Source organism: Hymenobacter sp. DG25B (assembly GCF_000801315.1).
Lineage (GTDB): Bacteria > Bacteroidota > Bacteroidia > Cytophagales > Hymenobacteraceae > Hymenobacter.
Window position 1 is genome coordinate 2,443,856 of sequence record NZ_CP010054.1, and the last position, 20,981, is coordinate 2,464,836.

22 protein-coding genes are annotated in these 20,981 nt (G+C 58.5%); 13 read left to right on the forward strand and 9 right to left on the reverse strand.

The annotated features are described in order from the left end of the window. Positions 1-13: 13 nt before the first annotated feature. Complete coding sequence (locus PK28_RS10395; RefSeq protein ID WP_048825871.1) at positions 14-673, reverse strand: RNA polymerase sigma factor; 660 nt, start codon at positions 671-673, stop codon at positions 14-16. Between the two features lie 167 nt (positions 674-840). Between PK28_RS10395 and PK28_RS10400 the strand changes: the two genes are divergently transcribed. The 5 genes from PK28_RS10400 (at position 841) to PK28_RS10420 (ending at position 4,483) form a co-directional block, all read left to right on the forward strand. Continuing rightward, the gene (locus tag PK28_RS10400) at positions 841-1,251 is read left to right on the forward strand and encodes a hypothetical protein (RefSeq protein WP_231576137.1); all 411 of its coding nucleotides are present in this window, start codon (positions 841-843) and stop codon (positions 1,249-1,251) included. 95 nt (positions 1,252-1,346) lie between these two features. Further along, complete coding sequence (locus PK28_RS10405; protein WP_044513656.1) at positions 1,347-1,712, forward strand: CoA-binding protein; 366 nt, start codon at positions 1,347-1,349, stop codon at positions 1,710-1,712. A gap of 177 nt (positions 1,713-1,889) precedes the next feature. Then, positions 1,890-2,468 (forward strand): RNA polymerase sigma factor, encoded by a 579-nt coding sequence (locus PK28_RS10410; RefSeq protein ID WP_044513657.1) that lies wholly within the window; start codon positions 1,890-1,892, stop codon positions 2,466-2,468. Then, positions 2,449-3,264 (forward strand): hypothetical protein, encoded by an 816-nt coding sequence (locus tag PK28_RS10415; protein ID WP_044513658.1) that lies wholly within the window; start codon positions 2,449-2,451, stop codon positions 3,262-3,264. The genes PK28_RS10410 and PK28_RS10415 overlap by 20 nt, the downstream gene beginning before the upstream one ends. Before the next feature lie 13 nt (positions 3,265-3,277). Then, positions 3,278-4,483, forward strand: coding sequence for an outer membrane beta-barrel protein (locus tag PK28_RS10420; protein WP_044513659.1), 1,206 nt, complete (start codon positions 3,278-3,280; stop codon positions 4,481-4,483). An 83-nt stretch (positions 4,484-4,566) separates the two neighbouring features. Here the strand turns inward: PK28_RS10420 and PK28_RS10425 are convergent, their stop codons facing one another. Beyond that, positions 4,567-5,313, reverse strand: a complete 747-nt coding sequence (locus tag PK28_RS10425) for a TrmH family RNA methyltransferase (RefSeq protein WP_044513660.1) — start codon at positions 5,311-5,313, stop codon at positions 4,567-4,569. Here PK28_RS10425 and tamL point away from each other — a divergent pair. Then, entirely contained in the window at positions 5,304-7,841 is a 2,538-nt protein-coding gene (gene tamL, locus PK28_RS10430; protein ID WP_156126345.1) for a translocation and assembly module lipoprotein TamL, read from the forward strand. The two genes, PK28_RS10425 and tamL, sit on opposite strands and share 10 nt — an antisense overlap. Before the next feature lie 60 nt (positions 7,842-7,901). Here tamL and PK28_RS10435 read toward each other — a convergent pair whose 3' ends face one another. Beyond that, positions 7,902-10,013 (reverse strand): alpha-ketoacid dehydrogenase subunit alpha/beta, encoded by a 2,112-nt coding sequence (locus tag PK28_RS10435; RefSeq protein ID WP_044513661.1) that lies wholly within the window; start codon positions 10,011-10,013, stop codon positions 7,902-7,904. 172 nt (positions 10,014-10,185) lie between these two features. Continuing rightward, the gene (locus tag PK28_RS10440; protein WP_044513662.1) at positions 10,186-10,800 is read right to left on the reverse strand and encodes a hypothetical protein; all 615 of its coding nucleotides are present in this window, start codon (positions 10,798-10,800) and stop codon (positions 10,186-10,188) included. Positions 10,801-10,894: 94 nt separating this feature from the next. On the opposite strand from PK28_RS10440, the gene PK28_RS10445 reads away from it, so the two are divergent. The 3 genes from PK28_RS10445 to PK28_RS10455 all read left to right on the forward strand — a co-directional run bounded on the left by PK28_RS10445 (position 10,895) and on the right by PK28_RS10455 (position 13,222). Next, positions 10,895-11,416 carry a GNAT family N-acetyltransferase gene (locus PK28_RS10445; RefSeq protein WP_044513663.1) on the forward strand — a complete coding sequence of 174 codons (522 nt, stop codon included), beginning with the start codon at positions 10,895-10,897 and terminating at the stop codon, positions 11,414-11,416. Positions 11,417-11,669: 253 nt separating this feature from the next. Next, positions 11,670-12,626 carry an oxygen-dependent coproporphyrinogen oxidase gene (hemF, locus tag PK28_RS10450; RefSeq protein WP_044513664.1) on the forward strand — a complete coding sequence of 319 codons (957 nt, stop codon included), beginning with the start codon at positions 11,670-11,672 and terminating at the stop codon, positions 12,624-12,626. A 2-nt stretch (positions 12,627-12,628) separates the two neighbouring features. Next, positions 12,629-13,222 (forward strand): phosphatase PAP2 family protein, encoded by a 594-nt coding sequence (locus tag PK28_RS10455; RefSeq protein ID WP_044513665.1) that lies wholly within the window; start codon positions 12,629-12,631, stop codon positions 13,220-13,222. An 80-nt stretch (positions 13,223-13,302) separates the two neighbouring features. Here PK28_RS10455 and PK28_RS10460 read toward each other — a convergent pair whose 3' ends face one another. The 3 genes from PK28_RS10460 to PK28_RS10470 all read right to left on the reverse strand — a co-directional run bounded on the left by PK28_RS10460 (position 13,303) and on the right by PK28_RS10470 (position 15,669). Then, positions 13,303-13,503 (reverse strand): hypothetical protein, encoded by a 201-nt coding sequence (locus PK28_RS10460; protein ID WP_044513666.1) that lies wholly within the window; start codon positions 13,501-13,503, stop codon positions 13,303-13,305. 65 nt (positions 13,504-13,568) lie between these two features. Next, positions 13,569-14,159: a riboflavin synthase gene (locus tag PK28_RS10465; protein ID WP_044513667.1), complete on the reverse strand. Its 591-nt coding sequence runs from the start codon at positions 14,157-14,159 to the stop codon at positions 13,569-13,571. Between the two features lie 91 nt (positions 14,160-14,250). Next, on the reverse strand, positions 14,251-15,669 hold the full coding sequence (locus tag PK28_RS10470) for a sugar transferase (RefSeq protein ID WP_231576138.1): 1,419 nt from the start codon (positions 15,667-15,669) through the stop codon (positions 14,251-14,253). Positions 15,670-15,827: 158 nt separating this feature from the next. Between PK28_RS10470 and PK28_RS10475 the strand changes: the two genes are divergently transcribed. The 4 genes from PK28_RS10475 (at position 15,828) to PK28_RS10490 (ending at position 17,915) form a co-directional block, all read left to right on the forward strand. Then, positions 15,828-16,481 (forward strand): protein-L-isoaspartate(D-aspartate) O-methyltransferase, encoded by a 654-nt coding sequence (locus PK28_RS10475; protein WP_044516819.1) that lies wholly within the window; start codon positions 15,828-15,830, stop codon positions 16,479-16,481. Positions 16,482-16,630: 149 nt separating this feature from the next. After that, on the forward strand, positions 16,631-17,152 hold the full coding sequence (locus tag PK28_RS10480; protein WP_044513669.1) for an acyl-CoA thioesterase: 522 nt from the start codon (positions 16,631-16,633) through the stop codon (positions 17,150-17,152). 23 nt (positions 17,153-17,175) lie between these two features. Continuing rightward, on the forward strand, positions 17,176-17,385 hold the full coding sequence (locus tag PK28_RS10485) for a hypothetical protein (protein WP_044513670.1): 210 nt from the start codon (positions 17,176-17,178) through the stop codon (positions 17,383-17,385). Positions 17,386-17,441: 56 nt separating this feature from the next. Further along, positions 17,442-17,915: a hypothetical protein gene (locus PK28_RS10490; protein ID WP_044513671.1), complete on the forward strand. Its 474-nt coding sequence runs from the start codon at positions 17,442-17,444 to the stop codon at positions 17,913-17,915. Between the two features lie 77 nt (positions 17,916-17,992). Here the strand turns inward: PK28_RS10490 and PK28_RS10495 are convergent, their stop codons facing one another. Both PK28_RS10495 and gatB read right to left on the reverse strand, forming a co-directional pair. After that, on the reverse strand, positions 17,993-19,141 hold the full coding sequence (locus PK28_RS10495) for a TlpA disulfide reductase family protein (RefSeq protein ID WP_052430552.1): 1,149 nt from the start codon (positions 19,139-19,141) through the stop codon (positions 17,993-17,995). 262 nt (positions 19,142-19,403) lie between these two features. Then, positions 19,404-20,861, reverse strand: a complete 1,458-nt coding sequence (gene gatB, locus PK28_RS10500; RefSeq protein WP_044513672.1) for an Asp-tRNA(Asn)/Glu-tRNA(Gln) amidotransferase subunit GatB — start codon at positions 20,859-20,861, stop codon at positions 19,404-19,406. Between the last annotated feature and the right edge of the window lie 120 nt (positions 20,862-20,981).

Here is a 20,981-nt window from a genome sequence, read left to right on the forward strand (position 1 = left end):
CACTTTGCGGTGTTTAACGAATTACTGGCTCGGCGGGAAGCTCTCCTATGCGAGCCAATACGCGGCGTACCATGCCGTCGCAGCGGGCACCCATGTAGGTAAAGGTTTGCTCGGGCGCGTAGTGTTGCAGCTGGTGACGGAGCCGCTCCCGGGCCCGGAGCAGACGCACTTTTACGTTGGTTTCGGAGAGCTGTAGCAACTGGGCGGTTTCTCCTACACTCATGCCTTCCACTTCCCGCAGCATAAATACGCTGCGGTAGGTATCGGGCAGCTTGCCTATAGCGCTTTCCAGGGCCTGGCGCAGCTCCTGGTCCATAACATTCTGCAGGGGCGTGTGCTCTTCGCGGAGGGGGGCTTCTATCAGGGTATTGGATTCGGGCAGATCCACAAAGTGATGCCGACCGCGCAGGGCCATCAGGCACTCGTTTAACAGAATGCGGGTGAGCCAGGTGGCAAAGCCGGCCCGGCCCGCAAACCGATTCAGGTGTTGAAAGGCCTTTATCCAGGCGTTTTGCATGGCCTCTTCCACTTCCGCCACGTTGCCGCCCAGCACGGCCAGCCCGGTGCGGTAGAGGCGCTGGTTATAGCGGCGCATCAATAATTCAAACAGCTGCTTTTCGCCGGCCAGCACCCGTTCAATTACTTCCAGATCAGATAGCGGGGTATAAGGCATGGGAACAAGGACGGGTAGCATGACGCAGGTGCTGGAGGCCGGTTTCTTACCTGGCAATTCAATAGATGCGGCAACCCTTCAGAAGTTACAAAGAAAAAATATGTAACCTCTGCTATATATCGTGCATCCAATGGCGACAAAACATCTTTCACCCAACGCCAACTGTCATGCAAACCGACCTTCATTTCCCGACGACTTCCTCCCCTACGGCCGCTCCCAGCGTAGCCCAGGTGCTACGCTTCACCTATGGCCTGATTCCCATAGTAGCGGGGGCCGACAAGTTTACCAACCTGCTCACCAACTGGGAGGCTTACCTGAACCCGGCGCTGGTGCGCATGCTTCCCTTTTCAGCGCATACTTTCATGCTGCTGGTGGGCATTATTGAGATTATAGCGGGTGTACTGGTGCTCTGGCGGCCCCGCGTGGGCGCCTGGGTGGTGATGGCCTGGCTGATTGCCATTGCCCTCACGCTGATTACCAGCGGCCGCTACCTGGATGTGGCTGTGCGCGACCTGGCCATGGCCGTGGGGGCGTGGTCGTTGGCCCGGCTGAGTGCCGGGGTGCATCCGCACCACTAAAGCCCGGCCATACGCAGCTTACGGCGGGGCTACTGCGTATAAGGCGAAGGCAGTACTTTTAGCTGCCTCTCCTAAGCTGACTTTACTTTTTTCTGATGTCTTCTAAAAAAACCCTTGTTCTGGGAGCTAGTGACAACCCCGCCCGCTACTCCTTCCGCGCAGTTCATCAACTGAAAAATCACGGCCACGAGGTAGTGCCCGTCGGCATTCGAAAAGGCCAGGTGGCCGGCCTGGATATTGCCCTCGACCGGCCCCAGTCCGCCGATATTGATACCGTAACGCTGTACGTAGGCCCGCAAAACCAGCCCGCCTGGTATGATTACATCCTGGACCTGAACCCCAAGCGCATCATTTTTAACCCCGGCACTGAAAACCCGGAGCTGGAGAAGCTGGCGCAGCAGCGCGGCATTCAAACGGAAGAAGCCTGCACGCTGGTGATGCTATCCATCGGCCAATACTAGCCCTGGCTTGCACCTGAGGCGTATTCCTGACTAACCCCGCTGCCCGGTACTACCGGCAGCGGGGTTTATTTTTAGAGCCCGATAAAAATTTGTGTTCCTTCAGGCAACCGGTACCCTAACGGCTGCATCTACCCTTTCAAACGCCACCGCTATAGTTCCACATTTACTTTTTCTGTTGTGACCGAGGCCGAATTGATAGCCGCCTGCCGCCAAGGCAGCAGCCGTGCCCAAAAACAGCTCTATGAGCAGTTTGCGGGTATGATGCTGGGCGTGTGCATCCGGTACCTGCGCCACCGCGACGACGCCGAGGAGGTAATGCTGATGGGCTTTGTGAAGGTGTTCCGGGCCCTGGAGCAGTATCGGCACGAGGGCAGCTTTGAGGGCTGGATTCGCCGGATTATGGTGAACGAAGCCCTGGGCCAGCTGCGCCGCAAGGAGCCCCTGCACCTGGCTATTGATGACCTGACCCACGACGTGCCCGCCACGGCCGCCGAGGCCGATAGCCAACTGAATGCCGAAGACCTGCTGGCTTTGCTGGCAGAGCTACCCGCCGGCTACCGCACTGTATTTAACCTGTATGCCCTGGAGGGCTACTCCCACCCCGAAATAAGCGAGCTGCTGGGTATTTCTGAGGGTACTTCCAAATCCCAGCTCAGCAAGGCCCGCGCCATGCTGCAGCGCCGCGTAGCCGCCGCCAATACGGTAGCGGCTCCTCACCCTTCAACGAAAGAATATTATGCAACCGGAAGATATTGATAAGCTGTTCCGGGACCGGCTGCAGGGCCACGCGCCCACGCCTCCCGCCTTTCTGTGGGATAAGCTGGAAGCAGAGCTGCAGCCCGCCCGTAAGAAGCGCCCTGTTATGTGGCTTTATGCCTCGGCGGCGGTGCTCACGCTGCTGCTCGTAGCGGGCGGCGCCTGGCTGCTGCGCACCGGTGGCCTCACGCCCGCCCCGGCTGACATGGCCACGGTGGTTTCGCGGCCTTCGGCGCCGGCTGTTTCGCAGCCACAGTCTGCTAATGAGGCCATTGAAAAAGAAATTTCTACCGCTCAGGCAACGGCCACTCCCGCCTCTGCATCTAGCCTTTCGAAAGCAGTAGCCACTGCTGCCCCGGCTCCGGCCAAGCAGCAAACCACTACTACAACAGCTTCTGCCCCCCGCAATACTCAGCGTTTGGCAGCCACTGAAAACCGGGCCGTAGCGGCCGCTACGCCTCGTCCTGCGCAACCGGAGCGCACAGTGAAAACCGAGCCTGTTCCAACCATTACGCCTGAACCCCTGCCGGCCGCCCTGGCCAGCACCACTACCACCCCGGAACCAGCGGCGCCGCTTGGTCCCATTGAGGTAGAGGTGCGCCGCCAAACGCAGGCACCGGTAGCCCTGGCCAGCAATGGCCCGGCATCCCGGCCCCTGCTGGGCTCCCTAATCCGGCATGCCCGCAACGTACTCCGCGGCGACCAGGTGACCCTGGCCGAAGCCGGACTGCCGGAAACCGTGACGGTACAGGCCCGCGTGGCCGGTCACACCCTAACCAAAGTCATTCAACTCTAATTTTCCTCTTGTCATGAAACGCCTCTTCTCACTGCTGGCCCTACTGCTGCTGGTAGTGCTGGCCCCGGGCCACGCCCAGGCCGCTGCCGGCCCTATTTCTCCTTCTTCCTTCTATGATACCATCATGGTAAAGCTGCCCAACCAGGCCACCATGACGCTGTATGTCAAAAACAAAGAGCAGCTGCGCGAATTCCGGGCCTACAAGCTGGACTCCCTGATGCGCATGCTGGACGGGTACATTAACCAGGCCGTGGAAGCCGGGGCCAATTCCAAAACCGACCAGGTAACGCTGGAGTTCAAGCCCTCCAAAGACCACCCCGGCACCCAGGCCGAGCTGGTGCGCATCACGGTCCGCAACGACGCCCCCGGCACGGCCAAAAGCAAAGCCAAGGCCGATAAGGTGGAGGTAATCATGGGCAAAGCCTTCGGTGTGACGGTAGTTGAATCCGGCAATGATGAGGACGACCACATATCGGTGCATATTGGCTCCACGCCGGCCCAGGACTCTATCCGCAACGCGGAAAAGAAGGCCAGGCAGGAGGAGAAGGCCAACCGCCGCGTACATCAGGATTTCACCGTTGATCTGGGGGTGAATACCCTGGTGAGCCGTCCTTCCGCTGAAACTGGTATCAGCGGTCAACCCTTTGACCTGAAGCCTCTTTCTTCCCGCTATATCAGCCTGAACTGGCACTACAATATGCGGCTAGGCAAGAAAGGTTCTCCCTTATATCTGGTTACCGGACCTGAATTAGCGTTTAACAACTTCATGCTGGATAACAATCAGTACTTCTTTAATGATAACCGACATACTGCTACGCTGCCTCCCGTCTACGAAAATATCCCTACAACTTACATTATAACGGATACGGTGCGCAATCTGCGCAAAAGCAAGCTGGCCATGAGCACGCTGAACCTGCCCGTTATGTTTCAGCTACACTTCAGAAATGATGAGGGCAGGTCTACTTTCCGGGTGGGAGTTGGCGGCTATGTTGGCTACCGCCTCGGGAGTCATGTGAAGATTAAATACGAATTGGAGGGCCGCACTGAGAAGTTCAAAGACAGTAACTCTTACAACCTGGAAGATTTTCAGGGCGGATTGCAGGGTATGATTGGCTACAGAGGCTTAAGTCTGTTTGCCAAGTATAACCTAACCGAAACCTTCCGGCCGGGCCGGGGGCCGGGTGGGCAAACCGTCAGCTTCGGCATCTCCTTCCTCTAATCTACACCGGTGTATTTTAACATCTTAACAGCAAAAAGGGCAGCCCGTAGGCTGCCCTTTTTGCTTAGCACTTACCTGAATGCCTACAAGTGGCGGTGAAAATTATCCAGCAGAATAGCGGCTGACACGGCTACGTTCAGGCTCTCGGCCCCGCCAGCCCCGGGAATGTATAAGCGCTGCGTCAGCCGGTCCAGTACCTCCGGCCGCGGGCCGTGCGACTCGCTGCCCATGATGAGCACGCCGCCGGGCGTCAGGCTGAGCCGGTGCACATTATCCCCTTCCAGGTGGGCGCCGTAGCGCGGGAGGGTGGCCGGCAATGAGTCCAGCCACTCGGGCAGGTTGCGTTGCCAGATGGCTACCCGGCTGAAAGAGCCCATGGTGGCCGAAACGGTTTTCGGCGACCAGGCATCCGTGCAGGTATCGGAACACACTACGCCGGCCAGGCCGTACCAATCGGCCAGGCGGATAAGCGTACCCAGGTTGCCGGGGTCGCGCACCTGGTCCAGGGCCAGCAGGAGCTGGTTGGAAGCGGGCTGCAGCGGGGTTTCTTCCGGAATGCGGGCTAAGGCCAAGGCCGTATTGTTGGTGGCCAGGGTACCTAATTTGGTCAGCTCATCCTCCGTGGCCAGCTCGGTGGGCACGCCCTTTGGCAGCAAATGCGCATTTTTGTCGGCGAATTCAGCCGTGATAAACAGCCGTTCCGTTAGAAGTCCGGAACTTAGCAACTCGCATACGTTCTTGCCGCCTTCTACTAAAAAGGTGCCGTTGCGCAGTCGATATTTCTTCTGCTGCAAAGAATGCACGTACTTGGCAACTGCTTTTGAAATCATATTCTTCTATTGTGCTGACCGCGCGCCGGCGAGTTCTACTTGTTTTTCTGCTGCTGACCGGAGGTGGACTGTTGCCGGCCTGCTCTCCTACCCGGCTGCTGCTGCCGGGGCAAAACCTGCTGTATAAGATAAAGCTGGAAGGCGTGAAGCAGGCCAACGCTGACCGGCTGCAAACCCTGTATCAGCAAAAGCCCAACAACCGGTTTCCCATCCCAAAGCTAGCAATCTACCAGCTAGGGCAGTATTTCTATAAACCCGACGAGCTGCAGCGCAAGCTGCAGGAGGAGCGCACCCGATACGACTCCCTTATCCGGCAGGCCGGCCGCGACTCCGTAACGGTGGGTAAGCTGCTGATTAAGCGCGAGCGGCACACGCGCCGCCACCAGCTGGTTCTGAGCGAAGGCAATGCCCTGATGCGCCTGGGTGAGCCACCCGTGGTGTACGACTCTACCCTCACGGAACGCACCACGGAGCAGCTGAGCACGTTTTTGAAGTCGCAGGGATTTTTCCGGAGCTCGGTAACGGCGCGGGATGCCGTGCAGGACCGCCGCGTGACGGTGACGTATCAGGTAACCGAAAACCAGCCTTTCCACTACACACAGCTCGATTTTGATATTCCGGACTCGGCGGTAGCCAAAGTGGTGCTGGAGAACCAGAAACTGGCCCTCATTCACAAAGGCGACCAATACAGCGAGGAAGCCATTGGGCTGGAGCGGGCCCGGCTGGAGAACCTGCTGAAAAACGCGGGCTACTTCGATTTCCGGCAGCAGTACATTACCCTGGAGGCCGATACCAGTTTTGAGCCCGGCACCGTGCGCCTGCGCACCCTCATTGCCAACCCCGCCCCCGGCGAGCGGCACCATATCTACACCATCCGGCACGTAAATTTCCTCACCGACGCCGGCACCAACCGCTTTGGCGTGAAGCGCGACACGGTGGTGCGGGATTCTATCTTCTTCTTAGCCTACAAGCACCGCATCAGTAGTAAAGTGCTGAATCAGCGGGTGGAAGTTCGGCCTGGTTCCATCTACAGCCTCAACAATACCCAGACCACGCAGCGCCAGCTGGCTGATCTGGACATGTTCCGCTTTAATACGGTGAGCTACCAGAAAGTGGCCGGGGATTCAGTTAATGGCCTGCACCGGCTGGATGCAGTAGTAAATGCTTCGCCGCTAAAAAAATATCAGGAAACCACGGAGTTGGGCGGTACCGTTGTGGTCAACCTGCCGGGCCCATTTACTAATTTCAGGTTGAAAGTCCGCAACGTATTTGGCGGTGCGGAGGTATTGGAGCTGGGGTTGCGCGCTGGCCTGGAAGGGCAGATCCGGCTGGGCCAAACCGCAGAGCCAGGCAGCCGAATTCCTACGGCCTATGCTACCCAGCTGGGAGCAAATGCCAGCCTGATTCTACCGCAGTTTCTGGTACCTTGGCGCACCAACCGGTTCTTAACCCGGTACAACCCGAAAACGCGCATATCCACCAGCTTCACGTACGTAGACCGGCCCGAGTACACGCGCACCAACCTGGAAGGCAGCTACGACTATATCTGGCAGCGGAGTGCCTACCAGCAGTATGTGCTCACACTGCAGAATATCAGTCTGGTGAATACCAGCCGCCTGGATAGCGCCTACCGGGTGGCCCTGGAAAAGCTGGCGAACAATGGGGCCCTGCTGCGCAGTTTTGGCCGCTTGCTGGTGCCCAGCGCCAATGCCACATCCTACTACAACAGCAATGATTTCAACCAGACCCGGGATGCCCGTTCCTTCCGGGCCACGGCGGAAGTAGGCGGCCTGGGCCGCCGCCTCTATACCCGGCCCGATGCCACGGCGGAAACCACTATCGGGGGCGTTTTGGTGCTGGACTACGCCCGCTTCAATGCCGACTTCCGCCGCTACCACAAGCTCACGCCCCAAACCTATTTTGTGTGGCGCCTGAATGGTGGCCTGGCGCATGCCCTCACGCCTACGCGCTTCACCGGGGAAAACGGCACCACTACCTCCTATATCATTCCTTACGACAAATATTTCTTTGCCGGTGGAGGTACCAGCCTGCGTGCCTGGCGTCCCAGGCGGCTTGGTCCGGGCTCCCACACGTCGGTAGTTACCACCAATGGCGTGGTGCAGTTAGACAGCCGCGGCAAGCCTATTCAGGATGAGAACGTAGAGCAGCCCGGGGAGCTTTTGTTGGAAGGTAGCGCTGAGTACCGTTTCCCGCTGTATGATTACCTGGATGGCGCCCTGTTCACGGACTTCGGCAACGTATGGTCTTTGCAGAAGAACGACCCTCGCCCCGGGGCCCAGTTCGACCCCGGCCGTTTTTATAAAGAGTTTGCCGTGAGCAGCGGTATTGGCTTCCGCTTCGACTTCACCTTCCTGATTATTCGCCTGGATATTGCCACCAAAATCTATGACCCTACGGCCATAGACGGCGACAAGTGGGCTATTAACCGTTTTGCCATCTGGCGCAACAAGAACAAACCCTGGCAAAACACGCCTACGCTAAACGTAGGTATAGGCTACCCTTTCTAGCAAGCGGTGTATATCAAAGTAGCGCGAAGCCGGAGCTTCGCGCTACTTTTCGTGCTATGGTTAGTACTCCAACAGCTCTTCTAAAGCAGTAACCACTTTATCAGGGTTTGGGAGCATTTGCTTTTCCAGATCTACATTGAGAGCAATAGCCGGCAGGTTGGCAGCACCCAGCGTAAATACCGGAGCATCCAGCTGCTGGAAGCAGTGGCGCTGAATGCGGCCGGCCAGGCTTTCGGCAAAGGAATTCATCAGGGGTTCTTCCGTTAGTACCAGCACCTTACCGTGGCGTAGCACGGCAGCCTGTACCGCCTCAAAATCCAAAGGGTTCAGCGTGCGCAGGTCCAGAATTTCAACCTGACCGGGAAACTGTTTGCTGGCAGTTTTGGCCCAGTAAACGCCCATGCCATAGGTTACCACCACGCAGGTTTCTCCGTTGCGAAGCTTGTCGGGGGCGGCTTCCTGGGCAACGGCGGCTTTACCCAGCGGAATAACATAGCCGGTGGCAGGCTCGGTGGTTTTGGCATCTTCGGTGCCGGGCACTTTGCTCCAGTAGAGACCTTTGTGCTCTAGCATGACCACCGGGTTGGGGTCCAGGAAAGCGGCGCGCATCAGTCCCTTCATATCGGCGGCGTTGCTGGGATATACCACCTTTATGCCCCGAATAGTGAGCAGGGTACTTTCAATAGAGCCCGAATGGTAAGGGCCGCCCCCACCGTAGGCCCCAATGGGCACCCGAATGAGCGACTGCACCGGAAACTTGCCGTTGGAGAGGTAGCAGGATTTCGACAGCTCTTCCACCAGCTGATTGAGAGCGGGCCAGATGTAGTCGGCGAACTGCACTTCCACAATTGGCTTGGCGCCCACCGCACTCATGCCGGCGGTGCTTCCCACAATATAGGCCTCCTGAATGGGCGTGTTGAACACGCGGGCATCACCGTACTTTTTAGCCAGCAGCGCCGCTTCGCGGAACACGCCGCCCAGCTCGCCACCCACATCCTGCCCGTAAAACAGGGCTTCGGGGAATTCGCTCAGAATATCATCTACGGCGTGCAGCGCGGCGTCTACCATCAGGGCTTTGTCGGCGCCGGCGGGGTTTCGCTCGCCGGCTTCTGCCGTTACGGCCGGGGGTGCAAACTCATGGTCCTGGAAAGTAGCCGGATCGGGCGCGGGCGCGGCCAGAGCGCGCTGGTAGTCGGCGGCCACGGTGGCGCGGGCTTCCTCACCCAGCTGTTGCAGCTCTTCTTCCGTGAAGTCCAGCTCCAATAATTGCTGATGGAAGCGGGGAAGCGGGTCGTTGAGGGTATGCGCGGCCAGGTCGTCGCCGCGGTACCACTCCCTACGCACCCCGCTGGTATGGTGGCCCAGCAGCGGGCACTTAGCGTGCACCAGCACCGGCCCCTGGCGCTGGCGGGCATACTCAAAAGCCTCGGCCATGCCGGCATAGCTGGCCAGGAAATCGGCCCCATCAAACTGCATTCGGTGCAGGCCTTTAAAGCCGGCCGCAAACTCATAGGCATCCATGGCGCGCATCTCGCGGCTGGTAGCCGAGATACCCCAATCATTATCCTGCACCAGATAGATGATGGGCAATTGATGCAGCACGGCCATTTGCAGGGCTTCGGAAACCTCGCCTTCGGTCATGGCCCCGTCGCCGATGGAGCACAGCGAAACCGGGAAATGCTGCGTGCCATTTTTATCCGTCAGCAGCCCCTGGCTTTCCAGATACTTAATGCCGTGGGCCGTGCCGGTGGCCGGAATGGCCTGCATACCGGTAGCCGAGCTTTGGTGCGGAATCACTGGAAAGCCGGCGCGGCGCAAAGACGGGTGACTGTAGTAGGTGCGTCCCCCGGAAAAGGGGTCGTCGCGCTTGGCCATGAGCTGCAGCATGAGCTCATAGGGCTGCAGACCCATGCCCAGCAGCATGGCGTCGTCGCGGTAATAAGGGGCGGCGTAGTCCTGGGCGGTGAGGTGAAAGGCGGCGGCCAGTTGAATAGCTTCGTGGCCACGGGCCGTGGCGTGCACGTATTTGGCCGTTACGGCTTTGTTTTCTTCGTAGAGGCGGGCCATCTCATCGGCCGTGCGCATGAGGCGGTAGGCCCGCGTGAGGGTGGCACGGTTGGGCTGGGTGTTCGTAACTTCGGCTTTCAGCGCAGCAACAGGTTCAGAAGTCATGGGCAAGGGGTGGGTGCTGGCGCGAAGTTACGGAATGAAGGTGATGGGGTGCTAACAGGCTGCCTGCAGAATACCGTACCGGCAGCTTCCCGTTGAAAAAAGACAACAAAAAGCCCGCTTAGCCAGAATGGCCAAGCGGGCTTTTTGTGGCTGACTTTACTAAAATGGCCGGTTAGAGGCGGCGAGCCAGGGTGAGACTGTAGGTAGAGCTGTGGCGGTTGCCCAGCGCGCCGTTTTGCAGCGTGGCTTTCGTTCCTACCCGCCAGCGCTGCTCCTGGCCCAGGGCTACGTCTAGGTTAAGAGACAGCAGGTAGCCGCCATGAAAGCCCTGCTTCCGCTCCAAGGTGTAGTCCGTGACTTTGCCGGACTCTGCGGTGAAGTTGTTAAAGCCATTGAGCCGATAGAAACCAGCAAAGCCGCCGGCTCCGATGCCCAGGTTCAGCCGCTGGCTATTCCCGAAGGGATAAAACACCACTTCCTGCTCCAGATAGCCGGCCTTGTAGTTCTGGTTGGGCAGTTGGGTTTCCATACCACTGGTGGGTTTGCCCCCAATGCCCACTACCCGGCTGGCCAGACCAATTTTCCGGGTTAGCATGGGCGCGTATTCCACGCTCACCCGGGCGCTGCGGTAGTACCCCTCAATGTCGTAGGTCGTGCCTAACCCCAGCCGGAGGAAGGCTGGCTTTCCGGTGGGAGCTTCGCCAGCCGGGGCTGTTTGGGCCTGCGCCGCTCCGCTTGATGCCAGGCTACCGACCAGCAGCCAGCTAAAACATAGTTTCTTCTTCATAGAGCAAAATGTATAAGATTGTTATGGGGAGAGCCCCAACAAGAACCAGGCGTTGCAGGAATCCTAAAAATCTTCCAGGCACTACCTTTGTCCCATGCCAACCCCTCTACGCATTTCTCCCGCTACCCCAGCCGATATTCCAGAACTTGTTACCCTGGTAAACAGCGCCTACCGCGGCGAGGCATCTCAACAAGGCTGGACCACCGAAGCTCACCTGTTGGGCGGGCAGCGCACCGATGCCGATAACCTGCGCGACCTGCTGGCCCCGGAAAACGCTACCATTCTGCTGGCTCGCACCACCAATGGTTCATTGGTGGGCTGCGTATATCTGCAGCACCTTCCTGATGCGCTTTATCTGGGGATGCTTTCCGTGGCCCCCGATAAGCAGGCGCTGGGCATTGGTAAACAGCTGATGCAGGCCGGCGAAAACTGGGCCCGGCAGCTGGGCCTGCCGCTGGTGCGCATGACGGTTATTTCTGTGCGGCACGAGCTGCTGGCCTGGTACGAGCGGCATGGCTACCAGCGCACCGGCGCCACCGTGCCCTTCCCCACCGACCCACGCTTTGGCCTGCCCCGCCAGCCCCTGGAGCTGCTGGTACTGGAAAAAGCTATTTAAGGTGGATAGCTGTCACAACGATAAGTAGCGCGAAGCTCCGGCTTCGCGTACGAGCGCAGCGAGTTCCAGCATGTTGATACCAGCGGCTCCTTTCCGGATTACTCTCTTCGCTCATACGCGAAGCCGGAGCTTCGCGCTACAGACCAAACTGCCTATCTTTGCAGAATAAAAAACAGCGGCGGCCCTGACTTTTATCAGGTTTCGGGTTCTTTTTACCCCCGAGGTTTGCCCCAAACTTAAGCCCCACTGTTTTATGCATACTATGCTCGCTTCCGCTCCTACTTTCCCCATTCCCACCCCCGCTCCTGCCTTCCGCGACTCGGTAGCCGACTGGATGCGCCAGTTTCAGGACTGGCTGTGCCAGCAGCTGGAAGAAGCCGATGGGCTGGCCCGCTTTCAGGAAGATGCCTGGCAACACCACGGTGGGGGCGGCGGCCGCTCCCGCGTAATCAGCAACGGGAATGTTCTGGAGAAAGGCGGCGTAAATTTTTCGGCCGTATCGGGTACCATGAGCGAGCAGGCGGCCCGCGTGCTGCTGATGCCTAACCCGGAGTATTTTGCCACCGGTGTATCGGTGGTACAACACCCGGGCAGCCCCATGGTGCCCATCTCGCACATGAACGTGCGCTATTTTGAGGCCGGCAACGGGGAAGCCTGGTTTGGCGGCGGCTTAGACCTCACGCCCATTTACGTGGATGTGGAGCAGGCCCGCTGGTTTCATGAGCAGATTGCGGAGGTATGCCAGCGCCACAACCCTGCCTACTACACCCGCTTCAAGGAGTGGGCCGATGAGTACTTTTATATCCCCTTCCGCCAGGAAACGCGCGGCGTAGGCGGCATTTTCTTCGACCGCCTCACTGTGGGCAAAGACGGCAGCCAGGAAGAATTATTTGCCTTCGTGCGCGAAGTAGGCGAAGTCTATGGCCACAGCTACACGGAGCTCATGCGCCGCAACGCGGCCCTGCCCTTCACAGAAGAGCAGAAAAAATGGCAGCTGGTGCGCCGCGGCCGCTACGCCGAGTTCAACCTGGCCATCGACCGGGGCACCAAATTTGGCCTGGAAACCGGTGGCCGCACCGAAAGCATTCTGATGAGCCTGCCGCCCCAGTGCGAGTGGCACTATAACCTGCAACCCGAGCCCGGCTCGCCCGAAGCTGCCACCCAAACCTGGCTGCGCAAAGGAGTAGACTGGCTTGCCACCCATTCTTAAGTTTGATTGAACTGCTGCAAGGCTTAGACCGCTGGCTGCTGGTAGCCGCCAATTCCCGCCACCTGCATTGGCTTGATGGCCTGATGGTGTTCTTTTCGGAACGCTTTGTGTGGTTTCCGTCCTACCTTGTCATTATAGTAGTGCTGGGCTACTTCCTGCAGCGGCGGGCGCTGGTGGCGCTGCCTCTGCTGGGTCTGGTGGTAGCTCTGGCCGACAGCATTTCCAGTCGCCTGTTCAAACCGTACTTCGCCCGCCTGCGTCCCTGCCACGACCCGGAGCTTTCCGCTACGCTTAATCTGGTGCATGGGTGCGGCGGGCAATTCGGCTTTCTGTCCTCGCACGCGGCCAACTCCTTTGCCCTGGCGGTATTTCTGTGCATTATTCTCCCCCGGCGCTTCCGCCTCGCCAAGGTTATCCTGTTTGTGTGGGCGGCCCTGGTGAGCTATAGCCGCATTTACCTGGGGGCGCACTATCCCAGCGACGTTGCGGCCGGGGCTTTGTTAGGCAGTTTGCTGGCCTGGCTGGCTGCCTTGCTGTATGAGCGGCTGGTAGTACGAGTGCCACATGCCGTGCAGAAAGAGCGTTCCAACGCCTGAGAAAATATCTTTATCATACTACAGCAACAAACAGCCCCGCCTGAATCAGGCGGGGCTGTTTGTTTATGAGGCATTTGGGTTTATTTAGCCGGCTTCCGGTTGCCGGTGTGGCCGTCTCCCTTATCACCCTGACCGGATTGGCTGGTCTTTTTAGAGTTATGCTGATCATCCTGGGAAAGCGACTTATGCTGGTCAACGGACTGCTCAATGCGCCCGTCTTTATCCCGGCGGATGTAGCGCTTATCTCCTTCGTTCGGTTCTATTAATTCGCGTTTAGACATAGGATAACAAGGCTGGTGAAAAGCTTGCTACGCAGATGCCCGGTACTATGTTGAGCACTAGCGCTCTAGCGCCCCAGGAGCTTGGCCACGTACTTACCCACGATATCAAATTCCAGGTTCACTTTGTCGCCGGGCTTCAGGTCCTGGAAGGTGGTGTGCTCGTAGGTGTAGGGAATGATGGCCACGGCAAAGGTGTCGTCGGTGCTGTCGAAGCAGGTGAGGCTGGTGCCGTTGATGCAGATGGAGCCTTTTTCTACGGTAACGCGGCCGGGACCGGGCTCGTGGCGGAAGCGGAAAACCCAGCTGCCGTTCTGGTCTTCCACGGCGGTGCAGGTGGCCGTGAGGTCCACGTGGCCCTGCACAATATGGCCATCAAAGCGGCCGTTGGCGGCCAGGCAGCGCTCCAGGTTTACCCGGCGGCCGGGCTGCCACTGGCTCAGGTTGGTTTTCTGCAGGGTCTCGTCGATGGCCGTAACTACGTGCGTGCCGGCTATGCCATCCACGGCCACTACGGTCAGGCACACGCCGTCGTGGGCTACGCTTTGGTCAATCTTCAGCTCGGCGGCAAACGGCGAGGCCACGGTGAAATGCAGGTTGGTGCCTTCGCGCTTTATATCCTGGATGGTACCCAGCCCTTCTATGATTCCGGTGAACATGAGGTTGTTCTTAGCTGATGAAGTATGTATGCTGCGCTATGAAATAGATTGGGGCCGAAACTGTTTGACCAATCCCTTCAAAAATCAATAACTACTGGCCGCGGCCCTCCAGAATAATCTTGAGGGTGTACAGCATCACGCGGAAGTCCATGGCCAGGCTCATGTTTTCGATGTAGAGGATATCGAATTTGAGACGCTGCACCATTTGCTCCACGGTTTCGGCGTAGCCGTATTTCACCTGTCCCAGGCTGGTAATGCCGGGGCGCACGCGGTGCAGGTGCCGGTAGTGCGGGGCCACCAGCATAATCTGGTCGATGTAGTACTGGCGCTCCGGGCGCGGGCCTACCAGGCTCATGTCGCCCTTCAGCACGTTCCAGAACTGGGGCAGCTCATCCAGGCGCACTTTGCGCATAAAGCGGCCCCAGGGCGTAATGCGCGGGTCGTTCTGCGAGGAAAGCGCCGGCCCGCGCTCCTCCGCATCCACGTACATGGAGCGGAACTTGTAAATCAGGAAAGGAATGCCCTGTCGGCCAACGCGCTCCTGACTGTAGAAGATAGGCCCCGGCGAGGAGAGCTTCACCATAATAGCGGTGAAGGCATAAATGGGCCAGGCTACCAGCAGAAACAGCACCGAACCTAACACATCCAGGCCGCGCTTGGCCACCTCCTGCCACACGGGCAGTAAATCCTGCTTTATCTCAATGAGCGGAGTGCCAAACACGTGGTTCACCTTCACGGAGCCCAGCAGCATCTGGTAGAGGTCGGGCAGAATGCTGATGCGGGCAGGCGTGCCTTCCAGCAGGGTAAGAATATCCTGCACCAGTCGATGCTCGCCGGGCTCCATGGCAATAACAATCTGCTCCACCTGCAGGCTTCGGATCAGCTCCGGCAACTCCTGGTAGTTGCCCTGGTGCGGCAGTACCTCCGCCAGCGCCGGGGCCACCGAGTTGCCCACCGGCACATACCCGATAACCTTGAGGCCCAGGTAGCGGGTGGTGCGGTTCAGCTCCTTGTGCACCTCGCAGGCCAGGCCGTTGGAGCCCACAATCAGCGTATTGAAAGCAATAACTCCCCGGCGCACCAGGTGCTGCACGCTGGTAACGGCCCAGGTGCGAAACACGGCCGTAATCAGGAAATGCAGCAGAAAGTAGGAGGTAATGGTGCGGTAGTACAGCCGGTAGTTGCTCACGCCCTGGTCATCGAGCAGCAGGGCAAAGAAAATTACCAGCGCCCCCAGCATTGACATCTGCGCCAGCCGGATGATTTCGCCCAGCCTGGACTTGCGGAAAATGTCGCGGTATTCGCCGATAAGGGTATAGAGAATAAGCCAGAAGCAGGCAATCATCAGGGCCGAGCCCACCACCGTAAACAGCTCCCCGCTGGTGAACTGATATCCTTCCACTAGCTCGCCAAGCAGGTATTTGCGCAGCAGATAAAACGCCATCCAGGCCAGGAATGCACCGGCGAAGTCGGCGGCCATAAGTTTGAGCTTCTGGAAAGTACGGATCAAGCGAGGGAAATACGGGTTAGGAAATGAAGAAGCCCTGGCCAGTAAAACGCGGTTTTCTGGCCGGCAAATGATAGTTTTGCTGACTCCAGTTCCGTTGCGAAGTGCCGGTGGGCCGCGCAAAGGTAGGCATTCTGGTGAACCCTAAACCTGCTGCGCATATGCAAACTGACACTTACCGGCACCGTGGACAGCGCCGAGCGTTGGTTGCCGAGCTGCGCCAGAAAGGTATTCAGGATGCGCGGGTGCTGGCGGCCATAGAGCAGGTGCCGCGCCACCTGTTTTTTGAGCCCGGCTTCCGGGAGCATGCCTATCAGGACAAGGCGTTTCCCATTGGCGAGGGCCAGACCATTTCGCAGCCCTATACGGTGGCTTATCAGTCGCAGCTGCTGCAGGTGCAGCCCACCGACCGGGTACTGGAAATCGGGACAGGCTCAGGATATCAGTGCTCCGTGCTGCTGGCCCTGCAGGCGCAGGTTTATAGCATAGAGTACAACCGCGTGCTGTTTGAGCGCACGCAGCGCCTGCTGGCCCGCATGCAGGCGCCCGCCCACTTGTTTTGTGGTGATGGTTCCCTGGGCTTGCCCGACTACGCCCCCTACGACAAGATTCTGGTAACGGCCGGCTCGCCTACCCTGCCCCGCCCCCTGCTGCGCCAGCTGCGCGTGGGCGGCGCGCTGGTTATTCCCGTGGGCGACGCCAACAGCCAGCGTATGGTGCGCGTGGTGCGGGAGTCAGAAGAATCCTTTGCCCGGGAAGATTTTGAGGTTTTCCGGTTTGTGCCCCTGCTGGGCGAAGCCGGCTGGCAGAAGTGAGATGGTGAAATAGTGAAAGGGTGAGTTTTGATGTTCTGATTACGCAAGGCCACGCCGCCAGAACAACAAACTCACCCTTTCACTATTTCACCACTTCACCGCTCGTATCTTTGCGGCCTTAGTACCTCTAACCTGCCTAACACCGATACATGCTCGCGCGCAAACAGAAGCCCGTCAAAGACTCATTCGTAAACATGACCGAGCTGGTCCTGCCCAACGATACCAATACCCTCAACAACATGATGGGTGGCCGCATGATGCATTTGATGGACATAGCCGCCGCCATTGCCGCGCAAAAGCACTCCAACCGCATTGTGGTCACGGCCTCCGTCGACAACGTTTCCTTCCGCGACTCCATCCGTCTGGGCAACGTGGTAACGCTGCAGGCGCAGGTTACGCGGGCCTTCAGCTCTTCCATGGAAGTGCACATTGATGTGTGGGCCGAGGACATTCCCAGCGGCACGAAGGTGAAAAGCAACGAAGCCTTCTTCACGTTTGTGGCCGTAGACCAGTCGGGCCGCCCGATTGATGTACCCGAGGCCGTACCCGAAACCAGCGAGGAAATTAAGCTGTATGATGGCGCCCTGCGCCGCCGCCAGCTGCGTCTGATTCTGGCCGGCCGCATGCAGCCCACCGATGCTACCGAGCTGAAAGCCCTTTTCGAACTGTAGTAAGCCCCCGCGGAGCTACCACCATGCAGGAAGCTAACCTTGCTTTTTTTCAGGAGTTCTACGCCAACGTGACGTTGTACACGGTGGGGGAAGAAGCCACCGAACCCACTGCTCAACCGGCGGTGGCAGCTCCGGCTATGGCTCCTACGCTGGTGACCCCACCAGTAGCCACGCCGGTTCTGCCGGTAGCGCCCCCCTTCCTGTTCCGGCTCCTGCTCCCGCCGTTAGCGTAAGTCGACTGCCTTCCTTAGGTCAGTTAAAGCCTCAGCCAACCCCACCGGTAGCCCCCATGGCCGCGCCCATTCCATCCGCCGTACCGGTGCCAGCGGCTCCGGCGCCACCGGTACGCACCGCTCCCCCACTTACCGAAACGCCCTTCACTACGCTGGGCAGCAACCCCAACGGCCTGCTTATCCTGGTGCGCATGGACCCCGTACGGTTTCAGCGCCTGCCCCGCAACTTCTTCCTCAACAACCTACTGAAAGCTATTCGGCTGGTGATGGAAGATGTGGTTTTGATAAATGTGGAGTCGCACCTGCCGGTGGCCCTGAGCACGCTGCGGCAGAAGCTGGCCGGCAAACAAATTATCGGTTTCGGCAAAAACCTGCTGGACGTAGCCGTGCACAAAACCCAGCTGTATGAACCCGTGCTGCTGGTAGGCGACGCTGCCTACCTGCCCGCCGCCGAAATAGAGCTGATAGAAGAAGACAACAGCCGCAAAAAGCTACTCTGGCAGGCCATGCAGCGCATGTTTTTGAGCTAGGAATTTCATCAAATATCCATAATAAAAAGGCCCGCCAACATTGTTGGCAGGCCTTTTTATGTATTAAATAGGTAGACTTACTTCAGCACCGAAGCCAGCTTGGCTTCCAGGGCGGGGCCGCGCAGGTTTTTGGCGATAATACGTCCCTGCGGATCCAGCAGCAAAGACATAGGAATAGAGGTAATGCCGTAGGCTTTGCCGGCCGCGCTGTCCCAGGCCTTCAGGTCCGAAACATGGGTCCAGGTCAGGTTGTCGTCCTTAATGGCTTTCAGCCACTTGTCGCGGTTTTGGTCCAGGGATACGCTGTAGATTTCAAAGCCTTTGCCTTTGAACTTCTGATAGGCTTTTACCACGTTGGGGTTTTCCTTGCGGCAGGGGCCGCACCACGAGGCCCAGAAGTCCAGCAGCACATATTTGCCGCGCAGGCTGCTGAGGGCTACGGGCTTACCATCTGGCGAATTCAGGTTAATTTCCGGGGCTTCGGCTCCCACGGCCGTTACGCGCATGGGGTCCAGGCGCGCTACCAGGGCCTTGGTGTAGCGCGACTCCGGCATGGCTTTTTTGAAAAGCGTGGCCATAGAATCGGCGAAGGCAAACTCTTCGTCGGGGTTGATGAGGTTATTCACCACGAAGGCCGAGGCCACCGATGTAGGCCGCTGGCGCACCAGCTTTTTGATGGCCGCCGAGTTGCGGGCCTGGGCCGCCATGTATTGGGCTTCAATGGCCTGCATAGAATCGGCGCGGCCGGCCGAGGCGGCGGCGTTGTAGCGCTGCTCCAGTGCCTGCGCCGAAGCCCGGCCTTTACCCAGCACCGCACCCAATTGGCGCAGCATCTCGGAGTCCTCGGAGCCCTTCACGGTATAGCCTTCCGAGAGGCGGGTGGCATCACCGCTCAACTCCAGATTGGTGCTGTTATCCAGGGCTACCAGGGCCTGGTTCTGGTCGTTCAGCTTTACCTGGTATAAGCTAGGCTCCGGCACCGTGCCTTTAAAGGTGAAGTGGCCTTTGTCATCTACCGAGGCGGTATCGCGCGAGACGAACTGGGCCTCCCCCAGCTCCGCCAGATACACTTTGGTACCCGCCGGCGCATTGCTCAGCTGCCCGCTGATCTGGTAGCCAGCGCCGGGAGTGGTAGCAGTAGTGGTGGGCACATTGGATTTATTACAGGCATTGGCCATGCACAGCACAGACCCAATCAGGAGCAGACTTTTCGGATTTTTCAGCATCAGTCGTCTTGGCAAGCTGCGGGCTTACCGGCCGTTTGGTCAAAGACCAGGTTTGGAGCTGCAAGTTGCCGGTTTTCGTTTGAATTCGGGTTTATCCGGGCAGCATGCCTTTTGCAAATTACATTCCGGCGGTTTCTGCTGTCAGCAAAGCCTGGCAGCCAGCCTGTACAACAAGGTATAGAAGAGAAACTTAAAAGCGAAAAACCACCAACAGCATGGGACTGTTGGCGGTTTTTCAGTTTACTGTAATTGGTAAGAAAAGCTATGCGTCCAGCTTCTGGCGCAGCAGCTGGTTTGCCAGCTTGGGGTCGGCTTTGCCGCCGGTCAGCTTCATCAGCTCGCCCATAAACATGCCCGTCAGGCTCTTCTTGCCGGCGCGGTACTCAGCCACTTTGGCCGGGTTGGCGTCCAGCACCTGCTGCACCATGGCTTCCAGCGCCCCGGCATCCGACTGCTGCAATAAACCCTGCGCCTCAGCGGCAGCGGCCGCCGTTTGCGTGGGGTTTTCCAGCAGATAAGGATACAGCTGCTTGGCGGCTACGGAGTGGCTGATTTTGTTGTCGTCGATGAGCTGGATGATGTCGGCCAGCTGGCGGGCGCTGAGCGGGAACTGGTCCAGCGTGAGGGCGCGCTCGTTCAGGAACGACTTCACCGGGCCCTGCACCCAGTTGGCGGCAGCTTTGGCGTTGGGCGTCAGGCGGGTCAGCTCATCAAAGAACAGGGCCACGTCTTTCTCCACCGTCAGCACCGAGGCGTCATAGTCCGACAGGGCCAGCTCGCCGGTGAAGCGGGCGTAGAGCTGGTGCGGCAACGCGGGCAGCTCCTGCTGCATGCGGTGCAGCCAGGCATCATCAATAATTACGGGGGGCAGATCCGGCTCCGGGAAGTACCGGTAGTCGTTCATGGTTTCCTTGCTGCGCTGGCCGCTGGTGGTGCCGGTAGTAGCGTCAAAGCCACGGGTTTCGCTGTCGATTATCTCGCCGGCTTCCACCAAGGCAATTTGCCGCTCTATTTCGTACTCAATGGCGCGCTGCACATTGCGGAAGGAGTTCATGTTTTTCACCTCCACCTTGGTGCCAAACTGGTCGGCGCCCTTCAGCATTACGGAAATGTTGGCGTCGCAGCGCAGCGAGCCTTCTTCCATGTTGCCGTCGCAGATGCCCAGGTACTGCACCAGCTTCTTAATTTCGGCCAGGTAGGCGTAGGCTTCTTCCGAGGTACGGATGTCGGGCTCCGACACAATTTCGATAAGCGGCACGCCGGCGCGGTTCAAATCCACCAGGGTTTCGGTTTCGCCGGCCAGGTGCATGCTTTTGCCCGCGTCTTCCTCCATGTGAATGCGCGTAATGCCGATTTTCTTCTCCGTACCATCGGACAGGCGTATAACCACGTGGCCGCCCGTACAGATGGGAGTTTTGTCCTGGGTAATCTGGTAGCCCTTAGGAAGGTCGGGGTAGAAATAGTTTTTGCGCGCAAACAGGTTGGTGCGCGTGATGTGGCAGCTGGTAGCCAGGCCCATTTTCATGGCAAACTCCACGGCGGAGTAGTTCACGCGCGGCAGCGTGCCGGGGTGGCCCAGGGTAATAACCGAGAGGTTGTGGTTGGGCAGCGCGCCGTACTCATTCTCATCCGAAGAATACATTTTGCTCTGCGTGAGCAGCTGCGCGTGTACTTCGAGGCCGATGACGGGCTGGTATTTTGATTTTATGTTTTCGTCCATGAGGGCAGATTGAGAGCGGGAACAACTGTTGAAGTTGCAACCGGGCTGCAAGATAAAAACTATTCCTGCCCTAATTCAGGCAAAAAGCAAAGCAACATTCGTAGCAGGCTTGGTAGTATG

Coding starts and splice junctions, on each gene's coding strand:
- PK28_RS10480 (WP_044513669.1), top strand. CDS start 16,631: ATGCTCGCGCGCAAACAGAAGCCCGTCAAAGACTCATTCGTAAACATG.
- PK28_RS10440 (WP_044513662.1), bottom strand. CDS start 10,800: ATGAAGAAGAAACTATGTTTTAGCTGGCTGCTGGTCGGTAGCCTGGCA.
- PK28_RS10445 (WP_044513663.1), top strand. CDS start 10,895: ATGCCAACCCCTCTACGCATTTCTCCCGCTACCCCAGCCGATATTCCA.
- PK28_RS10420 (WP_044513659.1), top strand. CDS start 3,278: ATGAAACGCCTCTTCTCACTGCTGGCCCTACTGCTGCTGGTAGTGCTG.
- PK28_RS10415 (WP_044513658.1), top strand. CDS start 2,449: ATGCAACCGGAAGATATTGATAAGCTGTTCCGGGACCGGCTGCAGGGC.
- hemF (WP_044513664.1), top strand. CDS start 11,670: ATGCATACTATGCTCGCTTCCGCTCCTACTTTCCCCATTCCCACCCCC.
- PK28_RS10475 (WP_044516819.1), top strand. CDS start 15,828: ATGCAAACTGACACTTACCGGCACCGTGGACAGCGCCGAGCGTTGGTT.
- PK28_RS10400 (WP_231576137.1), top strand. CDS start 841: ATGCAAACCGACCTTCATTTCCCGACGACTTCCTCCCCTACGGCCGCT.
- PK28_RS10435 (WP_044513661.1), bottom strand. CDS start 10,013: ATGACTTCTGAACCTGTTGCTGCGCTGAAAGCCGAAGTTACGAACACC.
- PK28_RS10485 (WP_044513670.1), top strand. CDS start 17,176: ATGCAGGAAGCTAACCTTGCTTTTTTTCAGGAGTTCTACGCCAACGTG.
- PK28_RS10395 (WP_048825871.1), bottom strand. CDS start 673: ATGCCTTATACCCCGCTATCTGATCTGGAAGTAATTGAACGGGTGCTG.
- PK28_RS10425 (WP_044513660.1), bottom strand. CDS start 5,313: ATGATTTCAAAAGCAGTTGCCAAGTACGTGCATTCTTTGCAGCAGAAG.
- PK28_RS10495 (WP_052430552.1), bottom strand. CDS start 19,141: ATGCTGAAAAATCCGAAAAGTCTGCTCCTGATTGGGTCTGTGCTGTGC.
- PK28_RS10460 (WP_044513666.1), bottom strand. CDS start 13,503: ATGTCTAAACGCGAATTAATAGAACCGAACGAAGGAGATAAGCGCTAC.
- PK28_RS10465 (WP_044513667.1), bottom strand. CDS start 14,159: ATGTTCACCGGAATCATAGAAGGGCTGGGTACCATCCAGGATATAAAG.
- PK28_RS10490 (WP_044513671.1), top strand. CDS start 17,442: ATGGCCGCGCCCATTCCATCCGCCGTACCGGTGCCAGCGGCTCCGGCG.
- PK28_RS10405 (WP_044513656.1), top strand. CDS start 1,347: ATGTCTTCTAAAAAAACCCTTGTTCTGGGAGCTAGTGACAACCCCGCC.
- gatB (WP_044513672.1), bottom strand. CDS start 20,861: ATGGACGAAAACATAAAATCAAAATACCAGCCCGTCATCGGCCTCGAA.